Origin of the sequence: Afifella pfennigii DSM 17143 (assembly GCF_000688515.1) — a bacterium.
Lineage (GTDB): Bacteria > Pseudomonadota > Alphaproteobacteria > Rhizobiales > Afifellaceae > Afifella > Afifella pfennigii.
The window spans coordinates 341,290-363,575 of the sequence record NZ_JHZK01000001.1 but is presented as its reverse complement, the minus strand read 5'-3'; the positions used below and the strand labels follow the sequence as shown (position 1 = coordinate 363,575).

Below are 22,286 nucleotides of genomic sequence, written 5' to 3'. Positions count from 1 at the left end.
CAATGGAAGCTTGAAGCGCAGAGCCGTCAATCGACGGCGCCGGCGCCCGCTCCTTCATCGTCTTCTATGCTTCCCGGCGTCACATCGAGAATGCGTGCGCGCATCACCACTTTCGCCGGATCCGGCTTGCAATCCTTCATGCAAGGCTCGGCCGCATCACGGTAATGCGCCTCCTCCATGCGGTCGTCGGGAACAAAGTTGTCCTCGTTGGGCAAGGTAATCTCGGCAAAGTTCTCCTTCGACAGCTCAAAATCCTCATCCGTCACGATATCGTTGAGGTAAAGGAGATAAGCAGTCAATGCGTAGACCTGGTCGTCGGTCAGAGAATGGGCGTTGCCGAAAGGCATGGCGCGACGGATGTAATCGTAGAGCGTCGACAGGTAAGGCCAGTAAGAGCCGACGGTCTTTTCCGGCCGCTCCTTGGTGAGGGTGTCGAAGCCGCCGGCAAGGACCGGATAGCGGCCCGCTCCCTCGCCGAAGACGCCGTGGCAGACGGCGCATTGCTCCTGAAAGAGCTCGTCGCCGGCGAGCACCGTGCCGCTTCCGGCCGGCAGGCCGGCCCCGTCGGGGCGGATGTCGATGTCCCAGGCGGCGATCTCTTCCGGCGTCGCCTCGCGGCCGAGACCGAAAGCGCGCGCCCGCGGCTCGGGCGCCGCCTCGGCAGGGGCGGAGGCCTCCTCGGCGTGGGCGGTGCGCTCGTCAGCGAGAAGGCCGGCGGCAAGGCATGCCGCGGCGATGAAGGCCGCGGCGATGAGCTTAGGAGATTTCGACATTCTCGACCGTCCCATCGGCTTTGACATGCCAGGTCTGGATGCCGTTGTTGTGGTAGATGGAGTTCTCGCCGCGAGCGCTGCGAAGCTCGTTCTTGGTCGGCTGCACGACGCCGTTCTCGTCGATCGCCCGCGATTGCAGCAAGAGTTCCGAGCCGTCCCAGTCGATGTCGAGATAGAAGCGATGCAGGGCCTTGGGCAGGCTCGGCCCGTCAAGCCGCGCCGTCGTCCAGTTGCGCCCGCCATCGATGGTGACATCGACCCGCTTGACGGTGCCGTTGCCGGACCAGGCGAGGCCGGAGATCACCAGCGGGCCCTTGCCGTGCTTCACGGGAAGCTGCGGGCTGGGGCTGGTGATGACGGATTTCACGTCCATCACCCAGGTGAAGCGCCGCGCCGTGCCGTTCGCCAACAGGTCGGTGTATTTGGAGGTTTCCTCGCGTTGATGCCACGGCTCGTCGCCGACCTCGATGCGGCGCAGCCACTTCACCCACATATTGCCTTCCCAGCCGGGCACGACGAGGCGCAAGGGATAGCCCTGTTCCGGGCGCAAAGCCTCGCCGTTCATCTTGAAGGCGATGAGGCAATCGTCGAGCGCCTTGTCGATGGGGATGGAACGCGTCATGGCGGCCGCGTCGGCGCCTTCCGGCAGCAGCCATTTGGCGGTGCCCTTCAGGCCCGCCTCGTCCAGCACCGTCTTCAGCGGCACGCCCGTATACATGACGCAATGGACCATGCCGTGCGTGTACTGGCAGCCATTGAGCTGCGAGCCGCGCCATTCCATGCCGGAATTGGCCGCGCATTCCAGGAAGTAGACGCGGTTGACGCGGGGAAAGCGCATCAGATCTTCCATGGTGAAGACCAGCGGCTTTTCCACCAGGCCGTTGATCATCAGCCGGTGCTGGGCCGGGTCGATTTCGGCGATGCCGGCGTGATGGCGCTCAAAGCACAGGCCGTTGGGCGTGATGATGCCGTCAAGATCGTGAAGCGGGGTGAAGTTGACGGAGCTCTCGGTCGTGGCCGTCAGCCATTCCACATCGCGGCGAACCACATGCGCTTCGAATTCGGAGGGCGTGCCATAGGGGCGCGCCTGGACGCCGTAGCCGAGATAGCGGTTCCAGTCCTGCACCTCCAAGATGGCGGGGTCGCCGGCGGCCCGGGCGGCGGGCGCAGACAGCGCCGCCCCTCCCATGGCGAGGCCGGCGGTCAATAGCCCGCGGCGGTTGATGCCCTTGTGTTGCCCCATCGCGTTCTCCCGATCGGCTGCGCAAGGCAGCGCAATATATGCAAAGTTTTCTATGTATAGCCCGAAAGGCCGCCGCGCTCAACCGGCATATGCGGTTCTTGGCGCCAACTCGCGCCGCGCGGGCTAGGCCTTGACGCGCACCGCCCGATCCTCGGGGATCTCCACGAGCGGGTTCCTGGCCAACCAGGCCTCGACGACCTCCCAGATGGGCGGGCCCTCGGTCGCCTCGTTGACGGAAGCCCAGCCGGCGACGGTGTACTCCTTGCCGGGCTCGATCCTCTCGCCGGTGGAGGCGAGCACCATGTCGGAAATGCGCGCGCCCATCGCGGCTTCCGGATCGATGGCGTAGGACATGCCGCCGACGCGCACCATGTCGCCGCCCTGCTGGTAGTAGGGGTCGGGGTTGAAGAGGTTGTCGGCGACGTCCTCCAGGATGTTCTTCAGCATCTCGCCGCTCATCGAGTTGCGATAGGCGGCCGGATAGGTCATGGCGCAGCCATTGTGCAGGTCCTCCACCGTAATCGGGGTGTCCGGCAACAGGCTGGTGCCCCAGCGAAAGCCCGGCGACAGGGCGATGTCGGCGTCGCGCTCCTCCAAAAGGGCGTGGCAGAAGAGATCGTCGAGCGTGCCGTTGAAATTGCCGCGGCGGTAAAGCAGGGAGGAGGTGCGGGCGAGCTCGCGCGACAGCTCCGCCTCGTAGGGGGCGCGCACCTTGTCGACGAGGGCGGTCATTTCCGCGTCGGGCGCGATCACATCGGCGAAGACCGGGATGAGCCGGTAGGCAAAGCCCTTCACCTCGCCGTCCTTCACGTCAAGGTCGAGGCGGGACACGAACTTGCCGTTGGAGCCGGAGGCGACGAGCAGCGTCTTGCCGACCATGACCGGCTCCGGCAGGGCGTCGTGGGTATGGCCGGTCAGGACGACATCGATGCCGGGGACGCGCGAGGCGAGCTTGCGGTCGACGTCGAAGCCGTTGTGGGAAAGAAGCACGACGAGCTCGGCGCCCTCGCCGCGCGCCTCCTGCACATGGGCGGCGATATCCTCCTCGCGGATGCCGAAGGACCAGGTGGGTATCATCCAGCGCGGATTGGCGATCGGCGTATAGGGGAAGGCCTGGCCGATCACGGCGACCTTGACGCCGCCGCGCTCGAACATCTGCATGGGCGGGAAGGCCGGCTCGTTCCATTCGGTGTCGTAGATGTTGGAGCCGAGGAAGGGGAAGGGCAGGGCCTCAATCGCCTCCTGAACGCGCTCCATGCCGTAGGTGAACTCCCAATGGCCGGTCATGGCGTCGGGCGAAAGCGCGTTCATGACCTCGATCATGTCGGCGCCCTTGGTGGCGTTGGCGGTGTAGCTGCCCTGCCAGGTGTCGCCGCCGTCCAGAAGCAGCATGTTGTCGCCGCGCTCGGCGCGGATGCGCTTGACGACGGTGGCGACGCGGTCGAGCCCGCCCATCCTGCCGTAGGTCTGCGCCAAGGCGACGAAATCCTCGTAGGTAAGGGCGTAAGCCTCCGGCGAGCCGGGCTCGATGTCGTAGAGCTTGAGGAAATCGGCACCGGTCACATGCGGCGGCAGGCCGGCCACCTCGCCGGCGCCGAGATTGACGGAAGGCTCGCGGAAATAGACCGGCTTCAACTGGGCGTGCAGATCGGTGATGTGCACCAGCGTGACGTTGCCGTAGGCGGGCATGGCCAGGAGGCTCTCCTCGCTGAGTCCCTGCTGGGCCATGACGCGCGACCAGCGCCCCGCAACACCGCTGCCGAGGATCGCTCCGGTGGCGGTCGCGGCCATGAGAAATTCGCGTCGTGAGAACATGTTACCTTCCGCTGCGGCCGGGGCTGCCATGGCGGCGCGCCGGCCTTGGTCTCCTCTTCCCCTTCTCGCCGCGCCGGACGCAGGGTCCGCGGCAAGCGAGAAGCGCGGCGGGCTCGCCGCCGCGCCTTGTTCGGGCGTTACTGGCGCACCGCCGGCGTCTCGATGGAAAGACCCGTGCCGCGCCAGGTGACGTAGACCTCCAGCGCCATCAGATCGTCGGAGAAGGCCTTGGGCTGTTCGGCGCGGGTGTCGCGGATGCAACCGCGGAAGCGGTTGTGCAGCGAGACCATATTCGCCTGCTTCAGCCGATAGGTGGGAAAGCCGTTGACGTTGCCCTGGCTGAGATGATCGGCGCGGATGTAATTGCCGTTATAGTTCTCGTGGCAGGTGGCGCAGGCGAGGTTGAGCTGCCCCATGCGCAGATAGTAGCGCTCCTTGCCGCGCTCCCACCATTGTTGCATCTCGCCTTCGCTGAGATCGATCTGCATGGGCATGCCGAGCGACTGATGCTTGACGAAGGTGACGAGCGCCTTCTGGTCGGGATCGTCGAACTTGTAGGGCTCGGCCTGCATGTTGCTGACGCGGCAATCGTTGATCTGAAGCTCCAGGTTGAAGGGCTTGCCGGCCGCCGCGTTCCATTTGGGATAGTGTGCGCCGACGCCCTTCATGGAGGCGGAGGCATCCTCGTGGCAGGAGGCGCAGGACTTGCCGGCCTCGCCCTCCACGGTGTTCCATACCTCTTCGCCCCGCTGCGTGTAGAGCATGCCCGGGTTCTGGAAGGTGTCGGCCTCCAGGGCGCGGGTCTCGTCGGTCCGGTAGTGCCAGCCGGAGATGACCTCGTCGAAGGGATGGCCCTCCGGCGCCTTGACGCGGGTGACCATCTCCAATTCGCCGTCGATGACCAGCGTGTCGTCGACCGGATCGGAATGCGCCGGGCCGACGGCAGCGAGGCCGACGGCCAGCGCGAGGGTGGCCGCAAGGCCAGTTTTCGCGTTGTTCAAGACATTTCCTCCCGTTGTGCCGACAGGTTCATTGCCCGCCAGTCATCGTCTTGCCGTCACTTCACTTCGATGGCGGCTTCCGTGCTGTAGACGCTGCCGTCGTCATCGACCCATTCGAAGGCGAAGGTGCCGCTCTTCTCCACTTTTGCGGCGAACTCGAAATAGGGGTTGGCCGAGATCGCCGGCTCAATGTCGCAGGAGAAGACCGGCACGCCATCGAAAGTGCAGGTGAAGGAGTTGATGATCCTGCGCGGAATGGTGTTGCCGTCCTGATCGCGGCGCTGACCCGATTCCATTTCGTGGCTGATCAGCGTCTTGATGGTGACGACCTCGCCAGGAGATGCCGTCTTCGGCACTTTGACGCGCGGTTTTGGTGTGGCCATGGCTTAAATTCCTCTTCTCGATCAGCCGCCGCAGCCGCCGATGGTGACCTTGACTTCCTTCTTGTCCATGAAGACCGAGCCGTCGCTCATCTTGGCGATGGCGATGACGTTCTGCGTCTTGGCGAGGCGCATGCGGGTGGTGGCCGTCGCATCGCCGCTCATCGGCGTGAAGTGGAAGGTAGCCACCCCCGGATTGGGATTGCCCTCCGCCAGGATCGTCACCTCGGTGACGTGATCCTCGTCCGTCATCGGGCTCTCCACAAAGACGGAAACCGGCACGGTGTTGCCGTTCTCGGCGATCTCCGGAGCCGTCAGCGTGATGCGGCCGGTGGCGGGGCTGGCGCCGCCGGTGAACTCGGCCATCGCCTTCTCGGTTTCCGCGGGGCCGGCCAAGGCCGGTCCGGCGCGGCTTGCGGCGAAAGCCAGGATCGCGGCGCCGGCGGAGAGCCTCAGCGCTTCGCGTCGCGTCAGGTTCATCGTGTTCTCCTCGTCAGTGGCACTAGTTTGGGTCCTTGGTCAGCGTGGTGAGGTAGGCGACCACGTCCTCCACCTGCTGCGCCGTCAGGATGCGCTCGCCCTGGAACGGCTCGGCGACGTCGACGCCGACCTTGAGCGTGTAAAATCCCGGCATGATGGTCTGGTCGCCGAACATCATCTTGGCGTCGACCAGAATGGCGCGCAGCTGCTCGGGCGCCCAGCGATTGGCGACGCCATCGAGCGTGGGGCCGACGTCGCCCTGGAAGGGGTGCTCGGACATGTCAGAGACGGTGTGGCAGGCAAGGCAGTTGCCGAGCTTCCTGTCGGCGAGGATCTTGCGGCCAGTGTCCGGATCTCCCGGCACCCCCGTCATCGATGTCTCCGCCGTCGCGTCCGACGCCGTCTGGGCGCCGGCGGGGATCGACATCGGCAAGCAAGCCCCAAAGGCTGCAAGCCCGATTTTCAGCATCCTGTTCATCTCGACCGCGTTCCTCCCGTGGCTTTGCCGGTTGCTCCGGCTTCTAGTGCAGGATGCAGCCTAGCCATCGCGGGGCTTCTCATCAATGTGAAAATATAATTATTTGCATATATGACATATGGCCCTGCTTTCGTTTAGTTTTTCCAGTTCTACTCGGCTTCCAGGCGGCCGGCTTCGCGCAACTCCATGATGATGCGGGCGTGGTATTTCTGGAAGTGCTCCTCGCCTTCGTAGCCCTTCTCGTTGACCCAGCGGAACATGTTGAGGAAGGTCCATTTGCTGAAGGCGCCGGGCATCACGGCGACGGCGGCATCGCGCACCGAAACGCCCTCCGGCACCTCATCGGGCAGAAACACGACGGTCGGCGTGAAGACGTAGCCCCATTTGCGCGCGGCGGTCTTCTCCGTCAGAACCTCGCCGTCGAGATCGGTGACCTCCTCGTCGCCGAACATGTTGTACTGCACGACCTTGAAGTTCTCGCGGATGTAATCGGCCACCTCCGGGTCGGCGAGAAGCTCCTCATGCATCTTGCGGCAGTAGATGCAGCCGCGCTGCTCGAAGACGATGGCCAGGCGCTTGCCCTCGTCATTGGCGGTCTCGATGTCCTCGGCGATGTCGCGGAAGGTGATGGAAAACCAATTCTGCTTGTGCAGACCGTCATCGCCGATTTCCACCGCATGGGCGGGAAGAAGGGCCGCCAGCGCCAGCATGGCGAAGGCGGTGAAGGTGTGTTTGAGCATGAGCTTTCCTCCCATTGTCGTTGGCGTCGTATTGGCGGCGTTCGTCTTGGCGGCTCAGCCAATTTGCGAGAAGGCCGGAAAAGTTTCCAGAAGCCAGTAAGATATCGCCGACATCTGTCCGGTGACGAACAGGATGCCGGTGAATACCAGAAGGCCGCCCATGGCTTTCTCCACGGTCGCCATATGGCGGCGGAAGCGCATGGCCCAGCCGAGAAAGCGGCTGGCGAAGAGCGCTGCAAGAATGAAGGGGATGCCGATGCCGAGGGCGTAGACGCCCAGGAGCAGGGCGCCGCGAAGGGTGGTCTCGGTGGAGCCGGCGACGAAGAGGATCGCCGCCAGCACCGGGCCGACGCAGGGCGTCCAGCCGAAGGCGAAGGCAAGACCCATGATATAGGAGCCGATGAGCCCCGCCGGCTTCTTGTCCACGTTGACGCGCGCCTCGCGGTACAAAAGCCCGATGCGGAAGACGCCGAGAAAGTGCAGGCCCATGATGATGATGATGACGCCGGCGATGATGGCCAGCGTATCGAAGTAGCGGGCAAGCGTCTGGCCGACGAAGCTCGCCGTGGCGCCGAGCGCGACGAAGACCGTGGTAAAGCCCAGCACGAACGTGATCGCCGCCAGGACGATGCGCCGCCCCGTGCCGGGCGCCACGTCCTCGCCCCGGAGCTGATCGAGGCTGACGCCCGCCAGGTAGCAGAGATAGGGCGGCACGATCGGCAAGACGCAGGGCGAGACGAAAGACAGGAAGCCTGCTATGAATGCGGCTCCAATCGAGACTTCGAGCATTCCTCCCCCATCATCGGATTATGTGACGCGCCATCGGGCCGCAGCGCGTTTGAAGGTATGGAGTGGAAGTATTCAGAAATTTCTATATATTGCAATCAGCAATTCGACGGAGCAATCGCCGCGGCCTTGCCGGCGGCCTGCCAACAGGGACGCGATGCGCATCATCTCCACGTTCTTCCTCCTTGCCTTGCTCGCCATCGGCCAGGCGGGGGCGAGCGAGCTCATCATGCTTCAGCGGCCCGGCTGCGTGTGGTGCGAGCGCTGGCATGCGGAGATCGGACCGGCCTACGCCAAGACGGAGGAAGGCCGGCGCGCGCCCATTCGTTTCGTGGATATCAGTGGGGGATGGCCGCAGGAGCTAGCCGAGATCGACCGCGAGGTGGTGACGCCGACCTTCATCCTGTTGCAGGACGGGGCGGAAGTGGCGCGCATGCGCGGCTATCCGGGCGAAGCCTTCTTCTGGCCCCTCTTCGCCGAAATGCTGGACAAACTGACGACGGAGGAGGCTGCCATGTAGCTCCGGCCATTGCGGCCAGGGCGGATGGCACTATTGTCGCCCATCGAATTCAGCATTTGACGGCAGAACTTACGGGCGCGCCGCGCAGGCGACGCGAGGCAGGTATTTTGAGATGACAGAAGCGCAGGCGCGATCGCTGCAAACCGTCACGCGGCTGAAGCCGCCCAAGGACCGCTCCGAGCTGGAGGAGCTGGTGGGGCAGGCACGGCAGGCGAGCGACCTGCTGAAAGCGCTGTCGCATGAAACGCGGCTTCTCATCCTCTGCCTTCTCTCCGACGGCGAGAAATCCGTCTCCGAGCTGGAAGACATCCTCACCATGCCGCAGGCCGCCGTCTCCCAGCAGCTGGCCAGGCTGCGCTTCGACCGCCTGGTGAGCACGCGGCGGGACGGGCGGATGATCTTCTACCGTATCGCCGACGAGGAAGTGTCGCAGATCATCGGGGCGCTCTACGATCTCTTCTGCCGGCCTGTGATGGAGAAGAACGAGGGCTGAGGCGAGACGCTTTCGTCCATTTGCCTCACACCCTTACGGCGCGTAGCATAGCCTCGTTAACAACCGCCGGGCGATCGGCGGACGGGGAGATGCGCATGGGCGGGCTGGACGCGCAGATCTGGCTGCCGCTGGTCGGCGTCGGAGCCGGAATCGTACTCGGCTATGTGGCGCGGGTGAGCCGCTTCTGCACGCTCTCGGCGCTGGAGCGCTACTGGTATGCCGCAGACGGAACCGGGCTCAGGACCTGGGTGCTGGCGGCGGCGACGGCGCTGATCGCCACGCAGGCGGCGATCTTTCTCGGCCTCGTGGAGCTGTCGCAGAGCTTCTATCTGTCGCCCACCTTCGGGCTGACGGGCGCCATCGGCGGCGGGCTTCTCTTCGGCTTCGGCATGGCGCTCGTCGGCACCTGCGGCTTCGGCGCGGTCATCCGCCTCGGCGGGGGGAGCCTGCGCTCGCTGGTGGTGCTGACGGCGCTCGGGCTGGCGGCGCTGGCCACGCAACGCGGCATCGTCGGCCAGGCGCGCATCCGCCTTGTCGACAATTGGGCGCTGGACCTTTCCTTCGCCGGCGACCAGTCGCTCGGCAGCCTCGCCTCGGCGCTGACGGGAATGGATCTGCGGCTGGCGGTCGCCGTCATGGCGGCGCTGGCGCTGCTCGCCTTCGTCTTCGGCGAGCGCAGCTACTGGCGCAAGCCGCGCCAGATCCTCGCCGGCACGGCGATCGGGCTCGTCATCGCCTTCGGCTGGCTGGCGACCAGTCTGGCGGCGACGCAGGCTTTCGGGCCGGTGCAACTTGAGGCCGGCTCCTTCGTCGTGCCGGTGGGCGATACGATCCTGCAGGTGGTGACCTATACCGGCACCTTGCCCGATTACGGCATCGGCCTCGTCGTCGGCACCCTGGCCGGCGCGGCGCTCGGCGCCTGGCATCGGCATGATGTGCGCTGGGAAGCCTGCGACGACGCGCGCGAGCTCGGCCGGCATCTTCTCGGCGGCACGCTCATGGGTATCGGCGGCGTCGCCGCGCTGGGATGCACCATCGGCCAGGGCGTCACGGCGGTCTCGGTGCTCGCCGTCTCCGCGCCCATCGTCATGGTCTCCATCGCACTCGGGGCGCGGATGGGGCTCGGATGGCTGCTGGAGGGCTCGCCGCTCGCCCCCTTCCGCTCGCACCCCAAGCTGCCGGCCGAATAGGCCTTAAGAGGCTCTAGGCGGCGGGCACGAAGCGGTAGGCGCCGTCCTTGCGCTCGGCCGTGCCGATGCCAGGCTCCGGCAGGTGGTAGCCGACGATGCGCATGCGGTCCGTGGCGATGCGCTCCAGAAGCGATTTGCGGGTCGCGGCCCCCATCTGCGGGTCCTGGTCGGTGCCGGAAGGCCAGTCCGGCCGCTCGAAGGAGAAGAGGTGGTTGGTGAGCGCGTCGCCGGTGACCAGCAGGCTGTCGCCGCCGCCATGGATGACGTAGGAGGTGTGGCCGGGCGTATGGCCGAAAGTGGCCAAAGCCTCGATACCCAAGGGCAACTCGTCGCCGGGCCTGACCAGGGTGACGAAATCCTCAATGGCGGCGAGGCGGTTCTGCGCCCCGACAACGAAGCTCTTGCGCGCCTCCGGGGTGGCCGCCAGCGTGCCCTCGTCGCGCCAATAGGCCCATTCGTCCTGCGGCATCCAATGCGTCGCCTCGGCGAAGAGCGGCTCGTCGAAATCGTCGAGCACGCCCCACAGATGATCCGGATGGCAATGGGTGAAGACGACGTCGGTGACTTCGGAAGGATCGATCCCGGCGGCCTCGAGCGCGGAAGGCAACGCGCCCGCCGTATCCTGAAAGCGCGGGCCGGAACCGGCGTCGAAGAGGATGAGCCGGTCGCCGCCGCGCAAAAGCGTGACGTTGAGCGGCGGCTTTAGCGCATCGGTCGGCAGGCCGTGCGGCGCGAACAGGGCCTCGATTTCCTCCTTGGTCGTCTGCGGCAGGACGAAATCCATCGGCAGGGTGAGATGCCCATCGGAGAGAACGCTCACCTCCAGCTCGCCGAGCGGCAGGCCGGTCGCGGCGAAGAGGGGGCGAGGGCGAAGGCCGAATCCGGCCAGGGCGAGGGCCGCGGCTGCGGTCATCACGTCGCGGCGGGTGGCACCCTTGGCTCCAGTCATCGGCAATCCTCCCTTTTCACGAAACATATGCATATTTATATGAATTCTCACCGCCATCTTGACCAACGTCAATGCGGGGGGCCGCAGCCTGCCGAAGATGCGCCCGGCTTCGGCCCGCAAGGCGGGTCTCGTTGCGCGGGTTTGGCTTTCACGGAAGGCGGCCGATGGACCTCCATTTCTTCCTGGACAGGTTTTCCGAACCCTGGATACTCGCCGGGGGCGGGCTCGTCGTCGGCCTCGTCTTCGGTGCTTTTGCCCAGCAGAGCCGCTTTTGCCTGCGCGCTGCCGCGATCGAGTTCTCGCATGGCAGCGTAGGCCCGCGGCTGGCGGTCTGGCTGCTCGCCTTCTCCTCGGCCGTGCTCGGCACGCAGCTTCTCATCGCCAGCGATCTGGCCAATCTCTCCGAAGCGCGCCAACTCGCCTCGCCGCAGAGCCTGGCCGGGGCGGCCATCGGCGGGCTGATGTTCGGCGCCGGGATGATCCTGTCGCGCGGTTGCGCAAGCCGGCTCCTGGTGCTTTCGGCGACGGGGAATCTGCGGGCGCTCCTCTCCGGCCTCGTCTTCGCCGTGGTGGCGCAGGCGAGCCTGCGCGGCTTCCTCAAGCCGGCGCGCGAATGGATCGCGGCCACCTTCACCACCGCCGATATCGGCGGCAACGATCTGCTGGCCTTTCTCGGCATGTCGCGGGCGGTGGCGATCGGGCTGTGCCTGCTATGGCTTGCGGCCGGCATCTATGTCGCCGTGCGCTCGCGCGCCGGCTGGTGGCGCAGCATCGCCGCGCTCGGCGTCGGGCTCGCCATACCGCTCGCCTGGTGGTTCACCGATTCCATGTCGCGCCAGGCCTTCGATCCGGTGCAGGTGGAGGGCGTCACCTTCACCGGGCCATCGGCGGACACCTTGATGCTGTTCCTGTCGCCGCCGGGGACCCTCCTGGATTTCGATGTCGGCCTCGTGCCCGGCGTGTTCCTCGGTTCCTTCCTCGCCGCCTTGTTGACGCGCGAGCTGCAGATCCAGGGCTTTCAGGACGGCCTGTCGATGCGCCGCTATCTTCTCGGCGCGGCGCTGATGGGCTTCGGCGGTATGCTGGCCGGCGGCTGCGCCGTGGGGGCGGGCGTGACCGGCGCCTCCGTCATCGCTCTGACGGCCTGGGTGACGCTCTCGGCGATCTGGCTGTCGGCCATCGTCACCGATCGGCTGGTGGACGGGCGCAAGCCGCAAGCGGCCGTTTCGGGCGCCACCAGCGGCATGCCGGTCTGAGGCCGAAAAGCTTCAACCAGTCAGGGCCTTGAGGCGTCGGCCGGCTTTCCGCGAAGGCCTTCTTACACAGTGCGTGGCGAAAGCGCGCAGGCCCAAGATACCGCCTTGATCTCTTCCGTTCCTTATAATATGACTTTCAAAGTCATGTAATTTATCGGCGCGGATGCGGCGTTGCCGCGCCCTTCGCTGCGAACGGAAAGGAAGGGGCTATGGGAAGAGGCAGGCGAGTTCTTGGAGCGGCGTTCGCCGCGGTGGCGGCGACCATGCTGGCGGGACAGGCGGCGGCGCATACGCCGCTCTTTTCCTGTTACGACAACGGCGACGGCACGGTGCTGTGCGAGGGCGGTTTCTCCGACGGCGCCTCGGCGGCGAACGTGCCGGTGCTGGTCAAGGATGCGGGCGGCGGCGTCGTCGTGGAAGGCAAGCTGGACGCCAACAGCGAGTTCGAGTTCGACAAGCCGGAAGGCGATTACTCCGTCAGCTTTGAGGGCGGCGAGGGGCACCATATCGAGATCCCCGGCGCGGAGATCGTCGAATGAGCCCCCGTAACGGCAGCATCGCGACAGCGATGACGGTGAAAACCGCTTTCGCCGCCGCAGCCTTCGCGGCACTTGTCGCCGCTTCGCCGGCGCAGGCGCATTTCCAGCTCCTCTACACGCCGCAAGTGAACCTCGCCAAGCCGGGCGAAGTGCCGCTGAAGATGGTCTTCTGGCACCCGATGGAGAACGGCCATGTCATGGATATGGGCGAGCCGGAGGCGTTCTTCCTGGTCTTCAAGGGTGAGAGGCAGGATCTCTCGGAGGCGCTGACGCCGATCACCTTCAAGGGCGCGCAGAACGAGGCGAAGGCCTATTCGGCGAGCGTGCCGGTGAAGCGCAACGGCGACTATATCCTCGCCCTCGTTCCCGCCCCCTATTACGAGGAGAGCGAGGATATCTTCATCCAGCAGCTCACCAAATCCTACCTCAACAAGGGCGGCATCCCGACGGGCTGGAGCGAGCCGGTCGGCCTGGCGACAGAGATCGTGCCGCTCAACAAGCCGACCAACCTCATCGCCGGCTCCAGCTTCTCCGGCGTGCTTCTGTCGGAGGGTGAGCCGGTGCCGGGCGCGGAAATCGAGGTGGAGTACATGGCCGCCGAGCCGGATATGGAGGCCGACACGGCCGGGGCGGCCACCGTCTCGCCGATGCCGGGCGGGGCGATCGTGGCGGTGACGGATGCGAACGGCGTCTTCACCTTCGGCATCCCGAAGGCCGGGTTCTGGGGCTTCGCGGCCCTCGGCAGCGGGCCGATGAACGAGCACGAGGGCAAGGAACTTTCGCAAGACGCGGTGATCTGGGTGCGCGCCCACGATTTGAAGTGATCGCCGCCGGCCGCCGACCTGCCGGTCGGCGGCCTCTGCAACCTTTTGCGGAGACAAGCGATGAAGGGCAGGTTCTTGGAGGGAGGTCGCCGGCGCCGCCGTGCTGGCTGGGGCAAGGGCGTCTGGGGCAAGGGCGGCTGGGGCCGAGGTGGCTGGGGCCGAGGTGGCTGGGGAAGGGACGGCGGGCCGGGAAAGGGCGTCTGCGCGCATTGTCTCAACGATCTGGCGCCGGGCATGACCTGCCGGATCGCCCGCCTTCACGGCTGCGGCGCCATCCGTCAGCGTCTCATCGATCTCGGCCTCGTCTACGGCACGGAGGTGACGCTCATCCGCGCCGCGCCGCTCAACGACCCGATCGCCATCCGCGTCGGCGATGCGGTGCTGACGGTGCGCCGGGCGGAGGCGGCGACCATCGAGGTGGTCTGTGTCTGAGGGCGGCCGGCGCATCCTCGTGGCGCTCGCCGGCCAGCAGAACGCCGGCAAGTCGACGCTGTTCAACGCCCTGACCGGCGTTTCCCAGCACATCGCCAATTACCCCGGCGTCACCGTCGACAAGAAGAGTGGCGCCTATCGCGAGCATGGCGCTCGGGTGGAGGTGGTCGACCTTCCCGGCACCTACAGCCTCACCTGCTTTTCGCCGGAGGAGCGCGTCGTGCGGCGTTTTTTGGAGGAGGAGCGGCCGGAGGTCGTCGTCAACGTCCTCGATGCCTCCAATCTGCGCCGCGGCCTCTGCCTCACCTTGCAGCTGATCGAGCTCGGGCAGCCGCTCGTCCTCGTTCTCAACATGATGGATGTCGCCGAGCGGCGCGGCCTCGCCATCGATCTCGGCGCGCTGGCGCAAAGGCTCGGCGTGCCTGTGGTCGCCGCCATCGGGCGCAAGGGCGTCGGCTGCGAGGAGCTGCGCCAGGCGATAAGGCGCGTGGCGGCCGAGCCACGGCCCTCTCGCCTGCGGCTCGACTATGGCGAGGCGGAGCCGGCGCTGGAGCGCATCGAGGCGGCGCTCGCCGCGCGGCCCGAACTCGGCGCCGCAAAGAGGCGCGGCCTTGCCGTGAAGCTGCTGGAGGGCGACGGCGAGACGGAGCGCCTTGCCGCAAAGACCGCCGGCGCGGATGCCCTGCTTGCCGAGATAAGGGCGGCGCGGGCGGAGCGGGAGGCGGCGAGCAGCGGCGCCATCGGCGATGGCATCGCCGCGACCCGCGACCGCTTCGCCGGCGAGACGGTCGCAGCCGCCGTCACGGAACGGCGCAAGGGTCATGTCTCCGTCACCGAGCGCGTCGACCGTGTCATCCTCAACCGGCTCCTGGCGCCGGTCTTCCTCGTCCTCGTCGTGTGGGGAATCTACGAGCTCTCCATCGTCCAGGGCTACGAACTGACCAAGGTGACCTGGCCGTTCCTGGCCTCGGCGCGCAACTTCGCCGCCGCCATCCTGCCGGATGCGGGCTTTCTCTACGATCCGCAGCTACGCGCGCTCGGCCTGTGGATGGTCGATTCGGCCAATACGCTGCTCAACTACGTGCCGATCTTCCTCATCCTCTTCGCGCTGATCGCGATCTTGGAGGATTCCGGCTACATGGCCCGGATCGCCTTCATCCTCGACCGCATCCTGCACCGCTTCGGCCTGCACGGGCAGTCGACGCTGCCCTTCATCCTCGCCGGGGTCTTCGCCGGCGGCTGCGCCGTGCCGGGGGTGATGGCGACCAAGGGCATTCCCGACGAGCGTGCGCGGCTCGCCACCATCCTCACCGTGCCGTTCATGAACTGTCTGGCAAAGGTGCCGCTCTACACGCTGCTCATCAACATCTACTTCGCCGAGGCGAAGGGGCTGGTGCTGTTCTACCTCTCCACCATCACCATCCTGGCGGCGCTGCTCGTCGCCAAGCTCCTCTCCGTCTCGGTGCTGCGCCACAAGGAGACGGCGCCCTTCGTCATGGAGCTGCCGCGCTACCACCTGCCGACGGTGACCGGCGTGCTGCGGCGCTCGCTGGAGCGTACCTGGCTCTACATCAAGAAGGTCGGGACGGTGGTCATCGCCGTCTCCGTGATCGTCTACGCGCTGTTGCAGTTTCCCGGCCTGCCGGCGGAGCGCCAGGCCTTTTACGAAGCGCGGGCGGAGGCGGCGATCGCGGAATTCTTCGAGGCGATGCGCGGCAATTCGCTCGCCGCCGCCGTGCCCGACCAGAGGGCGCTGACCGACCTCGTCAACGTCTATACCGCCTATCGGGCGGAGAAGCTGAACGCGCAGGGCGCCGAGGCTTCCAAGGCCGTCGACGCCCGCTACGAGGAACGCCACGCCGATTTCTATCCCTTCCTGAAGCGCTCGCGCGAGGCCGATGCGCGCGCCGCCGCCGGCGCGCTGAAGAGCCTGGCGCAGGAGCGCAAGACGCTGCGGCGGCAAATGCGCGAGGAGCGCATCGTCAACAGCCTTCTCGGCCGCGTCGGCCGCGGGCTGGAGCCGGTGACGGCCTATGCGGGCTTCGACTGGAAAATCAACGTGGCGCTTCTATCCTCCTTCGCCGCGCGCGAGAGCTCGGTGGCGACGCTCGGCGTGCTCTTCCAGCAGGAGGAAGGGCAAAGCGACACGCTGGAGAGCCGCATGGGGGCGGAGCAGCGCGCCGCGGGTTATTCGGCGCTCGGCGCGGTGGCCCTGATGCTCTTCTTCGCGCTCTATCCGCCCTGTCTGGCGACGACGATCATGGTGCGCGTGCAGACGCAATCCTATGGCTGGATGCTGTTTTCCATCGTCTTTCCGACGCTGCTCGGGCTCGGCGTGGCGAGCGCCGTCTTCACGCTCGGCGGCGTCTTCAAGCTCTCCGGGCTGGAAGCACTGAGCCTGACCTACGCCGCGGCACTCCTCGCGGTGCTGGCCGTCGGGCTCTTGAAGCGACCCTTCGGCAAGGCGCTGCCGCCGCCCGGCATCCCTGCGCAAAGGAGCACCATGTCATGAACGTGCCAACGGACAAGGTTCTCGCCGAGGCGCCGGCGATCGATGTCGGCGCGGAGGCGGCGAGCGGCGGGCTGGAATGGCTCCTCGTCGGCGCCATCTTCGTTCTGGCTCTCATCTTCCTTCTGCGCCGCTTCGTGCAGCGCAAGGGCGGCTGCGTCTCGGCCAAGAGCTGCGCGGAATGCAACGCCGGCTGCATCGCCAGCGGCGTCGGCGCCTACGATACCTTGCGCGGCATTGCGCCCGGGCCGGCGGCCAGCGAGGCGAGGGGAAAAGACCGGCCCGAGCGCAACGTCTGAACCGCTCTCAGCCGCGCTCCACGGCGAGGGCGGCCCCATCGAGGATTTCGGCCAGACGGCGCACCTCCTCATCCGAAAGCGGACCGTGCGCCTGGCGCAGGCGCAGCGCCAGCTTCAGGTTTTCCATCGCGCGCACGATCTCCGGCGCAGGCCCGCCGCCGTGATTGGCGTGGACCTGGCGCATGCGCGAAAAGACCGCCTCCACGGCGTGGCGGCGCTCCTGCAGCCAGGCCTTGCCTTCCTCGGTGACGAAATAGAGCTTCTTGCCGCCGTCCTCCTCGACGCGCGCCTGGCCGAGTTCCTCCAGAAGGCTGAGATTGGGATAGATCACGCCCGGGCTCGGGCTGTAGGAGCCGGCGAGCCGCTCCTCGATCTCCTTAATGATCTCATAGCCGTGGCGCGGCCGCTCCGCGATCAGCGCCAGCACCACCAGGCGCAGTTCGCCATGGTCGAAGATGCGGCCGGAACGGCGCCAGCCGCGCCCGCGCCCCCGGCCGCCACCGCAACCGCGGCCGCGACCACCACCCTTGCCAGAGCAGAGCCCCGCATCCGCCCAGCCTGCGTCATCATGTTCCATCGTTCTGGTTCCGAGTAGTTTCGATATGTCTGGTATTCGATATATCGAAATGCTATCTCAAGCAAGACCACACATGGCCGCTCCCCGCCATCCGCCTTGTCTACCCTCCGGGGCGGGATGGTCGGGACGGATGCGGCCCGCAGGGCCGGCTCATCCGGCGGCGCGCCATTCAAGGAGGATTTGATGTCGTCATATCTCTATCCCACAACAGGGCTCGAGATTCCCCCCGAGCAGGCACCCGAGGAGGGGCAAGAGCCGAGCCGCCGCGATTTTCTCATTGTCGCGACCGGCGCTCTTGCCGCCGTCGGCGGCGCCGTCACGCTGTGGCCGTTCATCGACCAGATGAACCCCGACGCCTCGGCGCTGGCGCTGGCCTCCATCGAAGTCGATATCTCCGGCATGGAGCGCGGCCAGTCGATTACCGTGATGTGGCGCGGCAAGCCGGTCTTCGTGCGCTACCGTACCGCGGAGGAGGTCGAGGCTTCCCGCTCCACGCCGCTCAGCGAGCTGAAGGACCCGATCGCCCGCAACGAGAACCTGCCGCCGGATGCGCCGGCGAGCGATGAGAACCGTGCCGCGGCCGGGCACGGGGATTTCCTGGTGATGGTCGGTATCTGCACGCATCTCGGCTGCGTGCCGCTGGGCGAGGCGGGCGATTACAACGGCTGGTTCTGCCCCTGCCACGGCTCGGTCTACGATACCTCCGGGCGCATCCGCTCCGGGCCGGCGCCGGAGAACATGCTGATTCCGCCGATGGACTTTCCGGAGGAGCATACGCTGGTGATCGGCTGATCATCGGCCGGTCGGGGCGCTCGCCGCAGCCGGCCGGCGCGCCCGTCACCCGCCGCTGCCTTCAGCCTCCACGTAGCGGCGGGTGACGGCGCTGCGGATGCGTCTGCGGCTTTCGCGCGCGTCGATGCCGGTATCGGCTTCAATCGCCTGCGTCTCATGCGCCAGCGCCTCGTCGCGGATGACATGGCGGAACCAGGCCGAATAGTCGCCGGCGCGCAGATGGTGCTCCCAGGTCGCATCGTCGACGCCTTCGGCGAGCTTGAGGAACTGGCCGAGATTGCGTGCCGGCAGGTTGAGCCGGCGCTGCGGGCCGCGGAAATAGAAGCTGTGCCATGCGCCGACATCGCCGGCGGCGTATTTGCCCCGGTGGCGATGATGGCGCTGGCGAGGCGATGCCACCCGCACGCGCCGGGGCTCCTTGCCGGAACGCAGATCCCAGAACAGAATCTCGTTCTCGCGCCGGGTCCCTTTCGGCAGGGGAGCCGGCAGGCCGAGGACTTCGGCGAGGCGCTTCAGCGTCTCGTCCGCCTTGCCGCCGAAGGCGAGGGCGATATCGACGCGGCGCAGCGCCGAGGCGGCGAGGAGATCCGGGCTGACGGTGACGAAGATCGTCGCCGGCAAGCCTTCCAGAGCCTCATGCATGTCCCCGGCGGTGGAAGGCAGGACGTGGTGGGCCTCGTCGAGGAGGATCCATTGCGGGCGGCCGCTCCGGGCCTTCAGCTCGGCGACCGGCGGCAGCAGCTCGGCGAAGAGCGCCTGCCTTTCCTCGCGCGGCAGGGCGAGGGCGTTGACGACGACGTTGACGCCGGTCTCGCGCAACAGCTTCGCCGCCTCGGCCGCCGCGGGCGGGGTGTTGCGCTCGCCGACGCCGACGGCATTCTGGAGCCCTTCGTAATCGCCTTCCGGGTCGAAGACGCAGAATTCGAAATCCCGCTCCGCCATGCGCTCGGTCAGAAGCGTGGCGAATTGCGACTTGCCGGCGCCCGAGGCGCCGGCGAGGAGGGTGCAGCTTTGCGGAGGCAGGAAGATCTCCTCGCCGTCCTCGCCAGTGCCGACGAGAAGGCCGTGCCGCGCCGTCGGCACCATGGCGATATCCTTCGCCATCAGCTCCTCGATCAGCTCCGCGACGCCGCGACCGTGGTCGCCTGAGAGCACCAGATCGGCCTCTTCCTTCAGCGCCGGCAGGGCGTTGGCGACGGCCGCGGCGCAGCCGCAGGCGCTCAGGAAGGCATGGTCGTTCTGCGCATCGCCGACGGCGACGGTATTGTGGCGGGAGATGTCGAGCTCGGCGAGCGCCGCCTTCAGCCCGCTCGCCTTGTTGACGCCCGGCGGCAGGACCATGACGGCGCCCTTGTTGAAGGTGATCTGCAGCTCCAGGCCCAACTCGTGAATGGCTTCCAGGACGGTCTTTTCGTGCGGCTCCCAGGTGGCGAGGATGGAATGGCCGACGGAAATCGGCTCAACTCCGCGCCGCATCAGACGCTCGACCAGGGCGGGCGAGGGAGGCGGGGCGATGGGCCGCTCGCGGCCGGTGGCAGGATCGTAGACGACGGCCCCGTTCTCCACGACGACGCGGTCGAACAGGTCGAGCTCGGCAAAGGCGTGGCGCAGATCGGCCAGCTCGCGGCCGGTGACGAGAAAGAGCCGGCGCCCGCCCTCCTTCAGGCGGCGCAGGGCGGCAAGGGTGTCGGCCATGACGGCGCCGTGCTCGGCGAGCGTGCCGTCGTAATCGGCGGCAAGAGCGAGGAAATACATCGGGGCCCTTCTCCTTGCATCGGCGTGTGTCTTGCCTCCGCGGCCATCGCTTGGCGGAGGACTATAACAAGCCGATGGCGGCGGCCGCGACGGCGATGCCGATAAGGGCGACGAGGCTGGCAAGGCCGACCGCAAGGCCGACGCGGCGGCCGCCGAGAAAGGCGGCGATGGCGGCCTTGGAGACGGTGTTGACGGCGACGGAGACGAGCACGGCCTGAACGGCGGTGACGTCGGCGAGCGTCGATTTCGACATCTGCACCATGGAGATGGTGACGGCGTCGACATCGGCGAGGCCGGAGATGGCGGCGATGGCGATGACGCCTTCATCGCCGAACTCCTGCAGGACGATGCCGACCGACAGCATGATCACGGCGAGAATGGCGGCGAGCCGCAGCGTCGTGCCGATATCCAGCGGATTGGCGATAGCAAGCTCGGCGCCGGCAGGCGCGCTGCGCCCGGAGGCGAGCAGCGCCGCGCCGAGCGTCAGCGCTCCGCCGCTGACAAGCAGGGCGGGCAGGATGAGAGGAAGCAACGCGGCGTTGAGCGCCGCCGCAAAGACGCCGACGCGTGCCGTCATGACGATGGAGGAGACGAGAATGCCGGCGCTGAGAAGGCGCCAGGTACCGGGCCGCTCCCGCGCCATGCGCGCGAAGGTCACGGTGGTGGCGGTGGAGGAGGCGAGGCCGCCGGCCGTCGCCGTCATCATCAGGCCGAGCCGGCTGCCGAATACCTTCATCGCCACGTAGCCGCCGAAGGATATCGCCGCGATGAGGATGGCCAGAAGCCAGATCTGATAAGGATTGATGGCGTCCCAGGGATCGACGGTGCGGTTCGGCAGGAAGGGAAGGAGGAGAAAGGTCATCGCCACGAGGATGAGGACCGCCCGAACCTCCTCCCAGGTGAGCCGGGCAATCCAGCGATGCAGGGGCTCGCGCAGCGCCAGAAGCAGGGCGGCGGCAACGGCGGAGGCCGCCGCGATGCGCTGGTCGCCCGCCACCGCCAGCGCCCCGAGAACGAAGGTGACGAGGCCGGCGACGACCGTCGTCACGCTGAAATGCCCTTCGTCCCTTGCCTGCAGCCAGTGGAAGGAGACGAAGGCGAGGGAAAAGCCGAAAAAGGCAAAACCGATGAAGAGCCCGCCGAGCACCTCCGCGAGGGCGGCCGAGATGCCGCCGAGAAGGCCGGAGAGGGCGAAGGTGCGGAAGCCCGCGGCGCGTTTTTGATCCTCCGCCCGGCGCGTCTTCCAGCCGCGCTCCAGTCCGATCAGAACCCCGATCGCCAGCGCCGCGGTAAGGCGCAGGAGGAGCTCCATCTCACTCATCACGGCCGATCCGCATCGTGCAACGCCCCCAATTCCGGCAAGGATGCGTCCTGGTGCCGAGGCGGGGCGCTGATCCAGATCAAGGCCGGCGCGGCGCCAGGCGCAGTTCGTCCCCGGCGGCGCAGCGGCGGTGGCGCGAGCGGCCCGGAAGGGGCTAGGAACACGATCATGACCCCATCTTCGCACGGTCCTCGGTGATGTTTCTCGTCTGCGGCGAGGCGCTTTTCGATCTCTACGGCAGCGAGAGCGAAGCGAGCCTTGTCTTCGAGGCGCGCATGGGCGGCTCGCCCTTCAACCTTGCCGTCGGGCTGGCGCGGCTCGGCCAGGATTGCGCGCTTCTGACAGGGCTGTCGAGCGACGCGCTCGGCGAGCGGCTGAGCCAGGCGCTGCGCCGCGAAGGCGTCGATGGCCGCTATCTTCGCCGCCGGCAGGCGCCGACGACGCTCAGCCTGGTCGAGCTGACGCCCGGTGGGGCGCCGGCCTACGCCTTCTATGGCGAGAGGGCCGCCGACCGGCAGCTTGTTGCGGAGGATTTGCCGGCGCTCGGCGCAGAGGTCTGGGGCATTCATGCCGGCTCCTTCTCGCTCGTCGCCGAGCCGGTCGGCTCCAGCCTGCTCCTGCAGCATCGGCGCGAGGCGGGACGGCGCCTTCTGACGCTCGACCCCAATGTGCGGCCGACGGCGGAGCCGGATCTCGATGTGTGGCGGCGCCGGGTCTTCGACTTCCTCGCCGTCAGCGATGTGGTCAAGGCGAGCGAGGAGGATGTGGCGCTTCTCTATCCCGGGATAGGTGCGGGAGAGGTGGCGCGAAGCTGGCTTGAGGCCGGGGTGGGCCTCGTCGTCGTCACGCGCGGGGCAGAGGGCGCGGAAGCCTATGGCGGCTTCGGCCGGATCGCGGCGGCTGCGCCCAAGGTCGACGTCGCCGATAGCGTCGGGGCGGGGGACGCCTTCATGGCCGCCCTCATCGCCGGGCTGGCGGAACGCGGCGTCAGGTGCCGAGCGGCGCTGGCGAAGATGGGCGCGGAGGAGGTTCTGGAGCTTACCGCCTTCGCGGCGGCGGCGGGCGCCGCGACCTGCGGGCGGCGGGGAGCCGACCTGCCGCGGCGCGGCGAGATCGAGGGAAGCGGCTAAGCGC

Annotated in this window: 24 protein-coding genes; 11 read left to right on the top strand and 13 right to left on the bottom strand. The window is 67.2% G+C overall.

Annotation, left to right across the window (positions count from 1 at the left end):
- Window positions 1-26: 26 nt before the first annotated feature.
- The 9 genes from Q331_RS0101795 to Q331_RS0101755 all read right to left on the bottom strand — a co-directional run bounded on the left by Q331_RS0101795 (window position 27) and on the right by Q331_RS0101755 (window position 7,699).
- The gene (locus Q331_RS0101795; protein ID WP_026379260.1) at window positions 27-773 is read right to left on the bottom strand and encodes a c-type cytochrome; all 747 of its coding nucleotides are present in this window, start codon (window positions 771-773) and stop codon (window positions 27-29) included.
- A complete protein-coding gene (gene soxC / locus Q331_RS0101790; RefSeq protein WP_026379259.1) occupies window positions 757-2,016 on the bottom strand; it encodes a sulfite dehydrogenase in 1,260 nt (419 codons plus the stop codon). The genes Q331_RS0101795 and soxC overlap by 17 nt, the downstream gene beginning before the upstream one ends.
- 123 nt (window positions 2,017-2,139) lie before the next feature.
- Window positions 2,140-3,831, bottom strand: a complete 1,692-nt coding sequence (gene soxB, locus Q331_RS0101785; RefSeq protein WP_026379258.1) for a thiosulfohydrolase SoxB — start codon at window positions 3,829-3,831, stop codon at window positions 2,140-2,142.
- 137 nt (window positions 3,832-3,968) lie between these two features.
- On the bottom strand, window positions 3,969-4,793 hold the full coding sequence (gene soxA, locus Q331_RS0101780; RefSeq protein WP_051630379.1) for a sulfur oxidation c-type cytochrome SoxA: 825 nt from the start codon (window positions 4,791-4,793) through the stop codon (window positions 3,969-3,971).
- Between the two features lie 95 nt (window positions 4,794-4,888).
- The gene (gene soxZ, locus Q331_RS0101775) at window positions 4,889-5,215 is read right to left on the bottom strand and encodes a thiosulfate oxidation carrier complex protein SoxZ (RefSeq protein WP_026379256.1); all 327 of its coding nucleotides are present in this window, start codon (window positions 5,213-5,215) and stop codon (window positions 4,889-4,891) included.
- Window positions 5,216-5,236: 21 nt separating this feature from the next.
- The gene (gene soxY, locus Q331_RS0101770) at window positions 5,237-5,692 is read right to left on the bottom strand and encodes a thiosulfate oxidation carrier protein SoxY (RefSeq protein WP_026379255.1); all 456 of its coding nucleotides are present in this window, start codon (window positions 5,690-5,692) and stop codon (window positions 5,237-5,239) included.
- Window positions 5,693-5,714: 22 nt separating this feature from the next.
- Window positions 5,715-6,119 (bottom strand): sulfur oxidation c-type cytochrome SoxX, encoded by a 405-nt coding sequence (gene soxX, locus Q331_RS23335; protein WP_245615487.1) that lies wholly within the window; start codon window positions 6,117-6,119, stop codon window positions 5,715-5,717.
- A 200-nt stretch (window positions 6,120-6,319) separates the two neighbouring features.
- Window positions 6,320-6,910: a SoxW family protein gene (locus tag Q331_RS0101760; RefSeq protein ID WP_026379253.1), complete on the bottom strand. Its 591-nt coding sequence runs from the start codon at window positions 6,908-6,910 to the stop codon at window positions 6,320-6,322.
- A 54-nt stretch (window positions 6,911-6,964) separates the two neighbouring features.
- Window positions 6,965-7,699, bottom strand: a complete 735-nt coding sequence (locus Q331_RS0101755) for a cytochrome c biogenesis CcdA family protein (protein WP_026379252.1) — start codon at window positions 7,697-7,699, stop codon at window positions 6,965-6,967.
- Window positions 7,700-7,853: 154 nt separating this feature from the next.
- On the opposite strand from Q331_RS0101755, the gene Q331_RS19510 reads away from it, so the two are divergent.
- The 3 genes from Q331_RS19510 to Q331_RS0101740 all read left to right on the top strand — a co-directional run bounded on the left by Q331_RS19510 (window position 7,854) and on the right by Q331_RS0101740 (window position 9,899).
- The gene (locus Q331_RS19510; RefSeq protein ID WP_034490595.1) at window positions 7,854-8,216 is read left to right on the top strand and encodes a thioredoxin domain-containing protein; all 363 of its coding nucleotides are present in this window, start codon (window positions 7,854-7,856) and stop codon (window positions 8,214-8,216) included.
- A 112-nt stretch (window positions 8,217-8,328) separates the two neighbouring features.
- Window positions 8,329-8,709 carry an ArsR/SmtB family transcription factor gene (locus tag Q331_RS0101745; protein ID WP_034490594.1) on the top strand — a complete coding sequence of 127 codons (381 nt, stop codon included), beginning with the start codon at window positions 8,329-8,331 and terminating at the stop codon, window positions 8,707-8,709.
- Window positions 8,710-8,804: 95 nt separating this feature from the next.
- Window positions 8,805-9,899, top strand: a complete 1,095-nt coding sequence (locus Q331_RS0101740; RefSeq protein WP_026379250.1) for a YeeE/YedE family protein — start codon at window positions 8,805-8,807, stop codon at window positions 9,897-9,899.
- A gap of 13 nt (window positions 9,900-9,912) precedes the next feature.
- Here the strand turns inward: Q331_RS0101740 and Q331_RS0101735 are convergent, their stop codons facing one another.
- Window positions 9,913-10,848, bottom strand: a complete 936-nt coding sequence (locus Q331_RS0101735) for an MBL fold metallo-hydrolase (RefSeq protein ID WP_034490592.1) — start codon at window positions 10,846-10,848, stop codon at window positions 9,913-9,915.
- Between the two features lie 164 nt (window positions 10,849-11,012).
- Between Q331_RS0101735 and Q331_RS0101730 the strand changes: the two genes are divergently transcribed.
- The 6 genes from Q331_RS0101730 (at window position 11,013) to Q331_RS0101705 (ending at window position 16,707) form a co-directional block, all read left to right on the top strand.
- Window positions 11,013-12,104, top strand: coding sequence for a YeeE/YedE family protein (locus Q331_RS0101730; protein WP_026379248.1), 1,092 nt, complete (start codon window positions 11,013-11,015; stop codon window positions 12,102-12,104).
- A gap of 209 nt (window positions 12,105-12,313) precedes the next feature.
- On the top strand, window positions 12,314-12,643 hold the full coding sequence (locus Q331_RS0101725) for a hypothetical protein (protein ID WP_051630336.1): 330 nt from the start codon (window positions 12,314-12,316) through the stop codon (window positions 12,641-12,643).
- The gene (locus tag Q331_RS0101720; protein WP_245615486.1) at window positions 12,640-13,467 is read left to right on the top strand and encodes a DUF4198 domain-containing protein; all 828 of its coding nucleotides are present in this window, start codon (window positions 12,640-12,642) and stop codon (window positions 13,465-13,467) included. Before Q331_RS0101725 ends, Q331_RS0101720 begins: the two co-directional genes overlap by 4 nt.
- A 60-nt stretch (window positions 13,468-13,527) precedes the next feature.
- A complete protein-coding gene (locus Q331_RS24015) occupies window positions 13,528-13,899 on the top strand; it encodes a FeoA family protein (protein ID WP_210164889.1) in 372 nt (123 codons plus the stop codon).
- Window positions 13,892-16,411: a ferrous iron transport protein B gene (gene feoB, locus Q331_RS0101710; protein ID WP_026379244.1), complete on the top strand. Its 2,520-nt coding sequence runs from the start codon at window positions 13,892-13,894 to the stop codon at window positions 16,409-16,411. Before Q331_RS24015 ends, feoB begins: the two co-directional genes overlap by 8 nt.
- On the top strand, window positions 16,408-16,707 hold the full coding sequence (locus Q331_RS0101705) for a hypothetical protein (protein ID WP_026379243.1): 300 nt from the start codon (window positions 16,408-16,410) through the stop codon (window positions 16,705-16,707). The genes feoB and Q331_RS0101705 overlap by 4 nt, the downstream gene beginning before the upstream one ends.
- 7 nt (window positions 16,708-16,714) lie before the next feature.
- Here Q331_RS0101705 and Q331_RS19505 read toward each other — a convergent pair whose 3' ends face one another.
- A complete protein-coding gene (locus tag Q331_RS19505; protein WP_051630334.1) occupies window positions 16,715-17,284 on the bottom strand; it encodes a PadR family transcriptional regulator in 570 nt (189 codons plus the stop codon).
- A 183-nt stretch (window positions 17,285-17,467) separates the two neighbouring features.
- Between Q331_RS19505 and petA the strand changes: the two genes are divergently transcribed.
- Window positions 17,468-18,076 carry a ubiquinol-cytochrome c reductase iron-sulfur subunit gene (gene petA / locus Q331_RS0101695; RefSeq protein WP_084174601.1) on the top strand — a complete coding sequence of 203 codons (609 nt, stop codon included), beginning with the start codon at window positions 17,468-17,470 and terminating at the stop codon, window positions 18,074-18,076.
- 45 nt (window positions 18,077-18,121) lie between these two features.
- Here petA and Q331_RS0101690 read toward each other — a convergent pair whose 3' ends face one another.
- Together Q331_RS0101690 and Q331_RS0101685 are read right to left on the bottom strand one after the other, a co-directional pair.
- The gene (locus tag Q331_RS0101690; protein ID WP_026379241.1) at window positions 18,122-19,831 is read right to left on the bottom strand and encodes an HAD family hydrolase; all 1,710 of its coding nucleotides are present in this window, start codon (window positions 19,829-19,831) and stop codon (window positions 18,122-18,124) included.
- Window positions 19,832-19,892: 61 nt separating this feature from the next.
- Entirely contained in the window at window positions 19,893-21,152 is a 1,260-nt protein-coding gene (locus Q331_RS0101685; RefSeq protein ID WP_026379240.1) for an MgtC/SapB family protein, read from the bottom strand.
- A 197-nt stretch (window positions 21,153-21,349) separates the two neighbouring features.
- On the opposite strand from Q331_RS0101685, the gene Q331_RS0101680 reads away from it, so the two are divergent.
- On the top strand, window positions 21,350-22,282 hold the full coding sequence (locus Q331_RS0101680) for a carbohydrate kinase family protein (protein WP_026379239.1): 933 nt from the start codon (window positions 21,350-21,352) through the stop codon (window positions 22,280-22,282).
- Window positions 22,283-22,286 lie beyond the last annotated feature (4 nt).

What these genes read in the sequence shown, in the direction of transcription:
- Q331_RS0101745 (WP_034490594.1), top strand. Translation starts at nt 8,329, where the DNA reads ATGACAGAAGCGCAGGCGCGATCGCTGCAAACCGTCACGCGGCTGAAG.
- Q331_RS19505 (WP_051630334.1), bottom strand. Translation starts at nt 17,284, where the DNA reads ATGGAACATGATGACGCAGGCTGGGCGGATGCGGGGCTCTGCTCTGGC.
- Q331_RS24015 (WP_210164889.1), top strand. Translation starts at nt 13,528, where the DNA reads ATGAAGGGCAGGTTCTTGGAGGGAGGTCGCCGGCGCCGCCGTGCTGGC.
- Q331_RS0101720 (WP_245615486.1), top strand. Translation starts at nt 12,640, where the DNA reads ATGAGCCCCCGTAACGGCAGCATCGCGACAGCGATGACGGTGAAAACC.
- soxX (WP_245615487.1), bottom strand. Translation starts at nt 6,119, where the DNA reads ATGTCGATCCCCGCCGGCGCCCAGACGGCGTCGGACGCGACGGCGGAG.
- Q331_RS0101795 (WP_026379260.1), bottom strand. Translation starts at nt 773, where the DNA reads ATGTCGAAATCTCCTAAGCTCATCGCCGCGGCCTTCATCGCCGCGGCA.
- soxC (WP_026379259.1), bottom strand. Translation starts at nt 2,016, where the DNA reads ATGGGGCAACACAAGGGCATCAACCGCCGCGGGCTATTGACCGCCGGC.
- Q331_RS0101690 (WP_026379241.1), bottom strand. Translation starts at nt 19,831, where the DNA reads ATGTATTTCCTCGCTCTTGCCGCCGATTACGACGGCACGCTCGCCGAG.
- Q331_RS0101685 (WP_026379240.1), bottom strand. Translation starts at nt 21,152, where the DNA reads ATGAGTGAGATGGAGCTCCTCCTGCGCCTTACCGCGGCGCTGGCGATC.
- soxY (WP_026379255.1), bottom strand. Translation starts at nt 5,692, where the DNA reads ATGAACCTGACGCGACGCGAAGCGCTGAGGCTCTCCGCCGGCGCCGCG.
- Q331_RS0101755 (WP_026379252.1), bottom strand. Translation starts at nt 7,699, where the DNA reads ATGCTCGAAGTCTCGATTGGAGCCGCATTCATAGCAGGCTTCCTGTCT.
- Q331_RS0101705 (WP_026379243.1), top strand. Translation starts at nt 16,408, where the DNA reads ATGAACGTGCCAACGGACAAGGTTCTCGCCGAGGCGCCGGCGATCGAT.
- Q331_RS0101725 (WP_051630336.1), top strand. Translation starts at nt 12,314, where the DNA reads ATGGGAAGAGGCAGGCGAGTTCTTGGAGCGGCGTTCGCCGCGGTGGCG.
- Q331_RS0101740 (WP_026379250.1), top strand. Translation starts at nt 8,805, where the DNA reads ATGGGCGGGCTGGACGCGCAGATCTGGCTGCCGCTGGTCGGCGTCGGA.
- Q331_RS0101735 (WP_034490592.1), bottom strand. Translation starts at nt 10,848, where the DNA reads ATGACTGGAGCCAAGGGTGCCACCCGCCGCGACGTGATGACCGCAGCC.
- Q331_RS0101760 (WP_026379253.1), bottom strand. Translation starts at nt 6,910, where the DNA reads ATGCTCAAACACACCTTCACCGCCTTCGCCATGCTGGCGCTGGCGGCC.
- soxB (WP_026379258.1), bottom strand. Translation starts at nt 3,831, where the DNA reads ATGTTCTCACGACGCGAATTTCTCATGGCCGCGACCGCCACCGGAGCG.
- Q331_RS0101730 (WP_026379248.1), top strand. Translation starts at nt 11,013, where the DNA reads ATGGACCTCCATTTCTTCCTGGACAGGTTTTCCGAACCCTGGATACTC.
- Q331_RS0101680 (WP_026379239.1), top strand. Translation starts at nt 21,350, where the DNA reads ATGTTTCTCGTCTGCGGCGAGGCGCTTTTCGATCTCTACGGCAGCGAG.
- Q331_RS19510 (WP_034490595.1), top strand. Translation starts at nt 7,854, where the DNA reads ATGCGCATCATCTCCACGTTCTTCCTCCTTGCCTTGCTCGCCATCGGC.
- petA (WP_084174601.1), top strand. Translation starts at nt 17,468, where the DNA reads ATGTCGTCATATCTCTATCCCACAACAGGGCTCGAGATTCCCCCCGAG.
- soxZ (WP_026379256.1), bottom strand. Translation starts at nt 5,215, where the DNA reads ATGGCCACACCAAAACCGCGCGTCAAAGTGCCGAAGACGGCATCTCCT.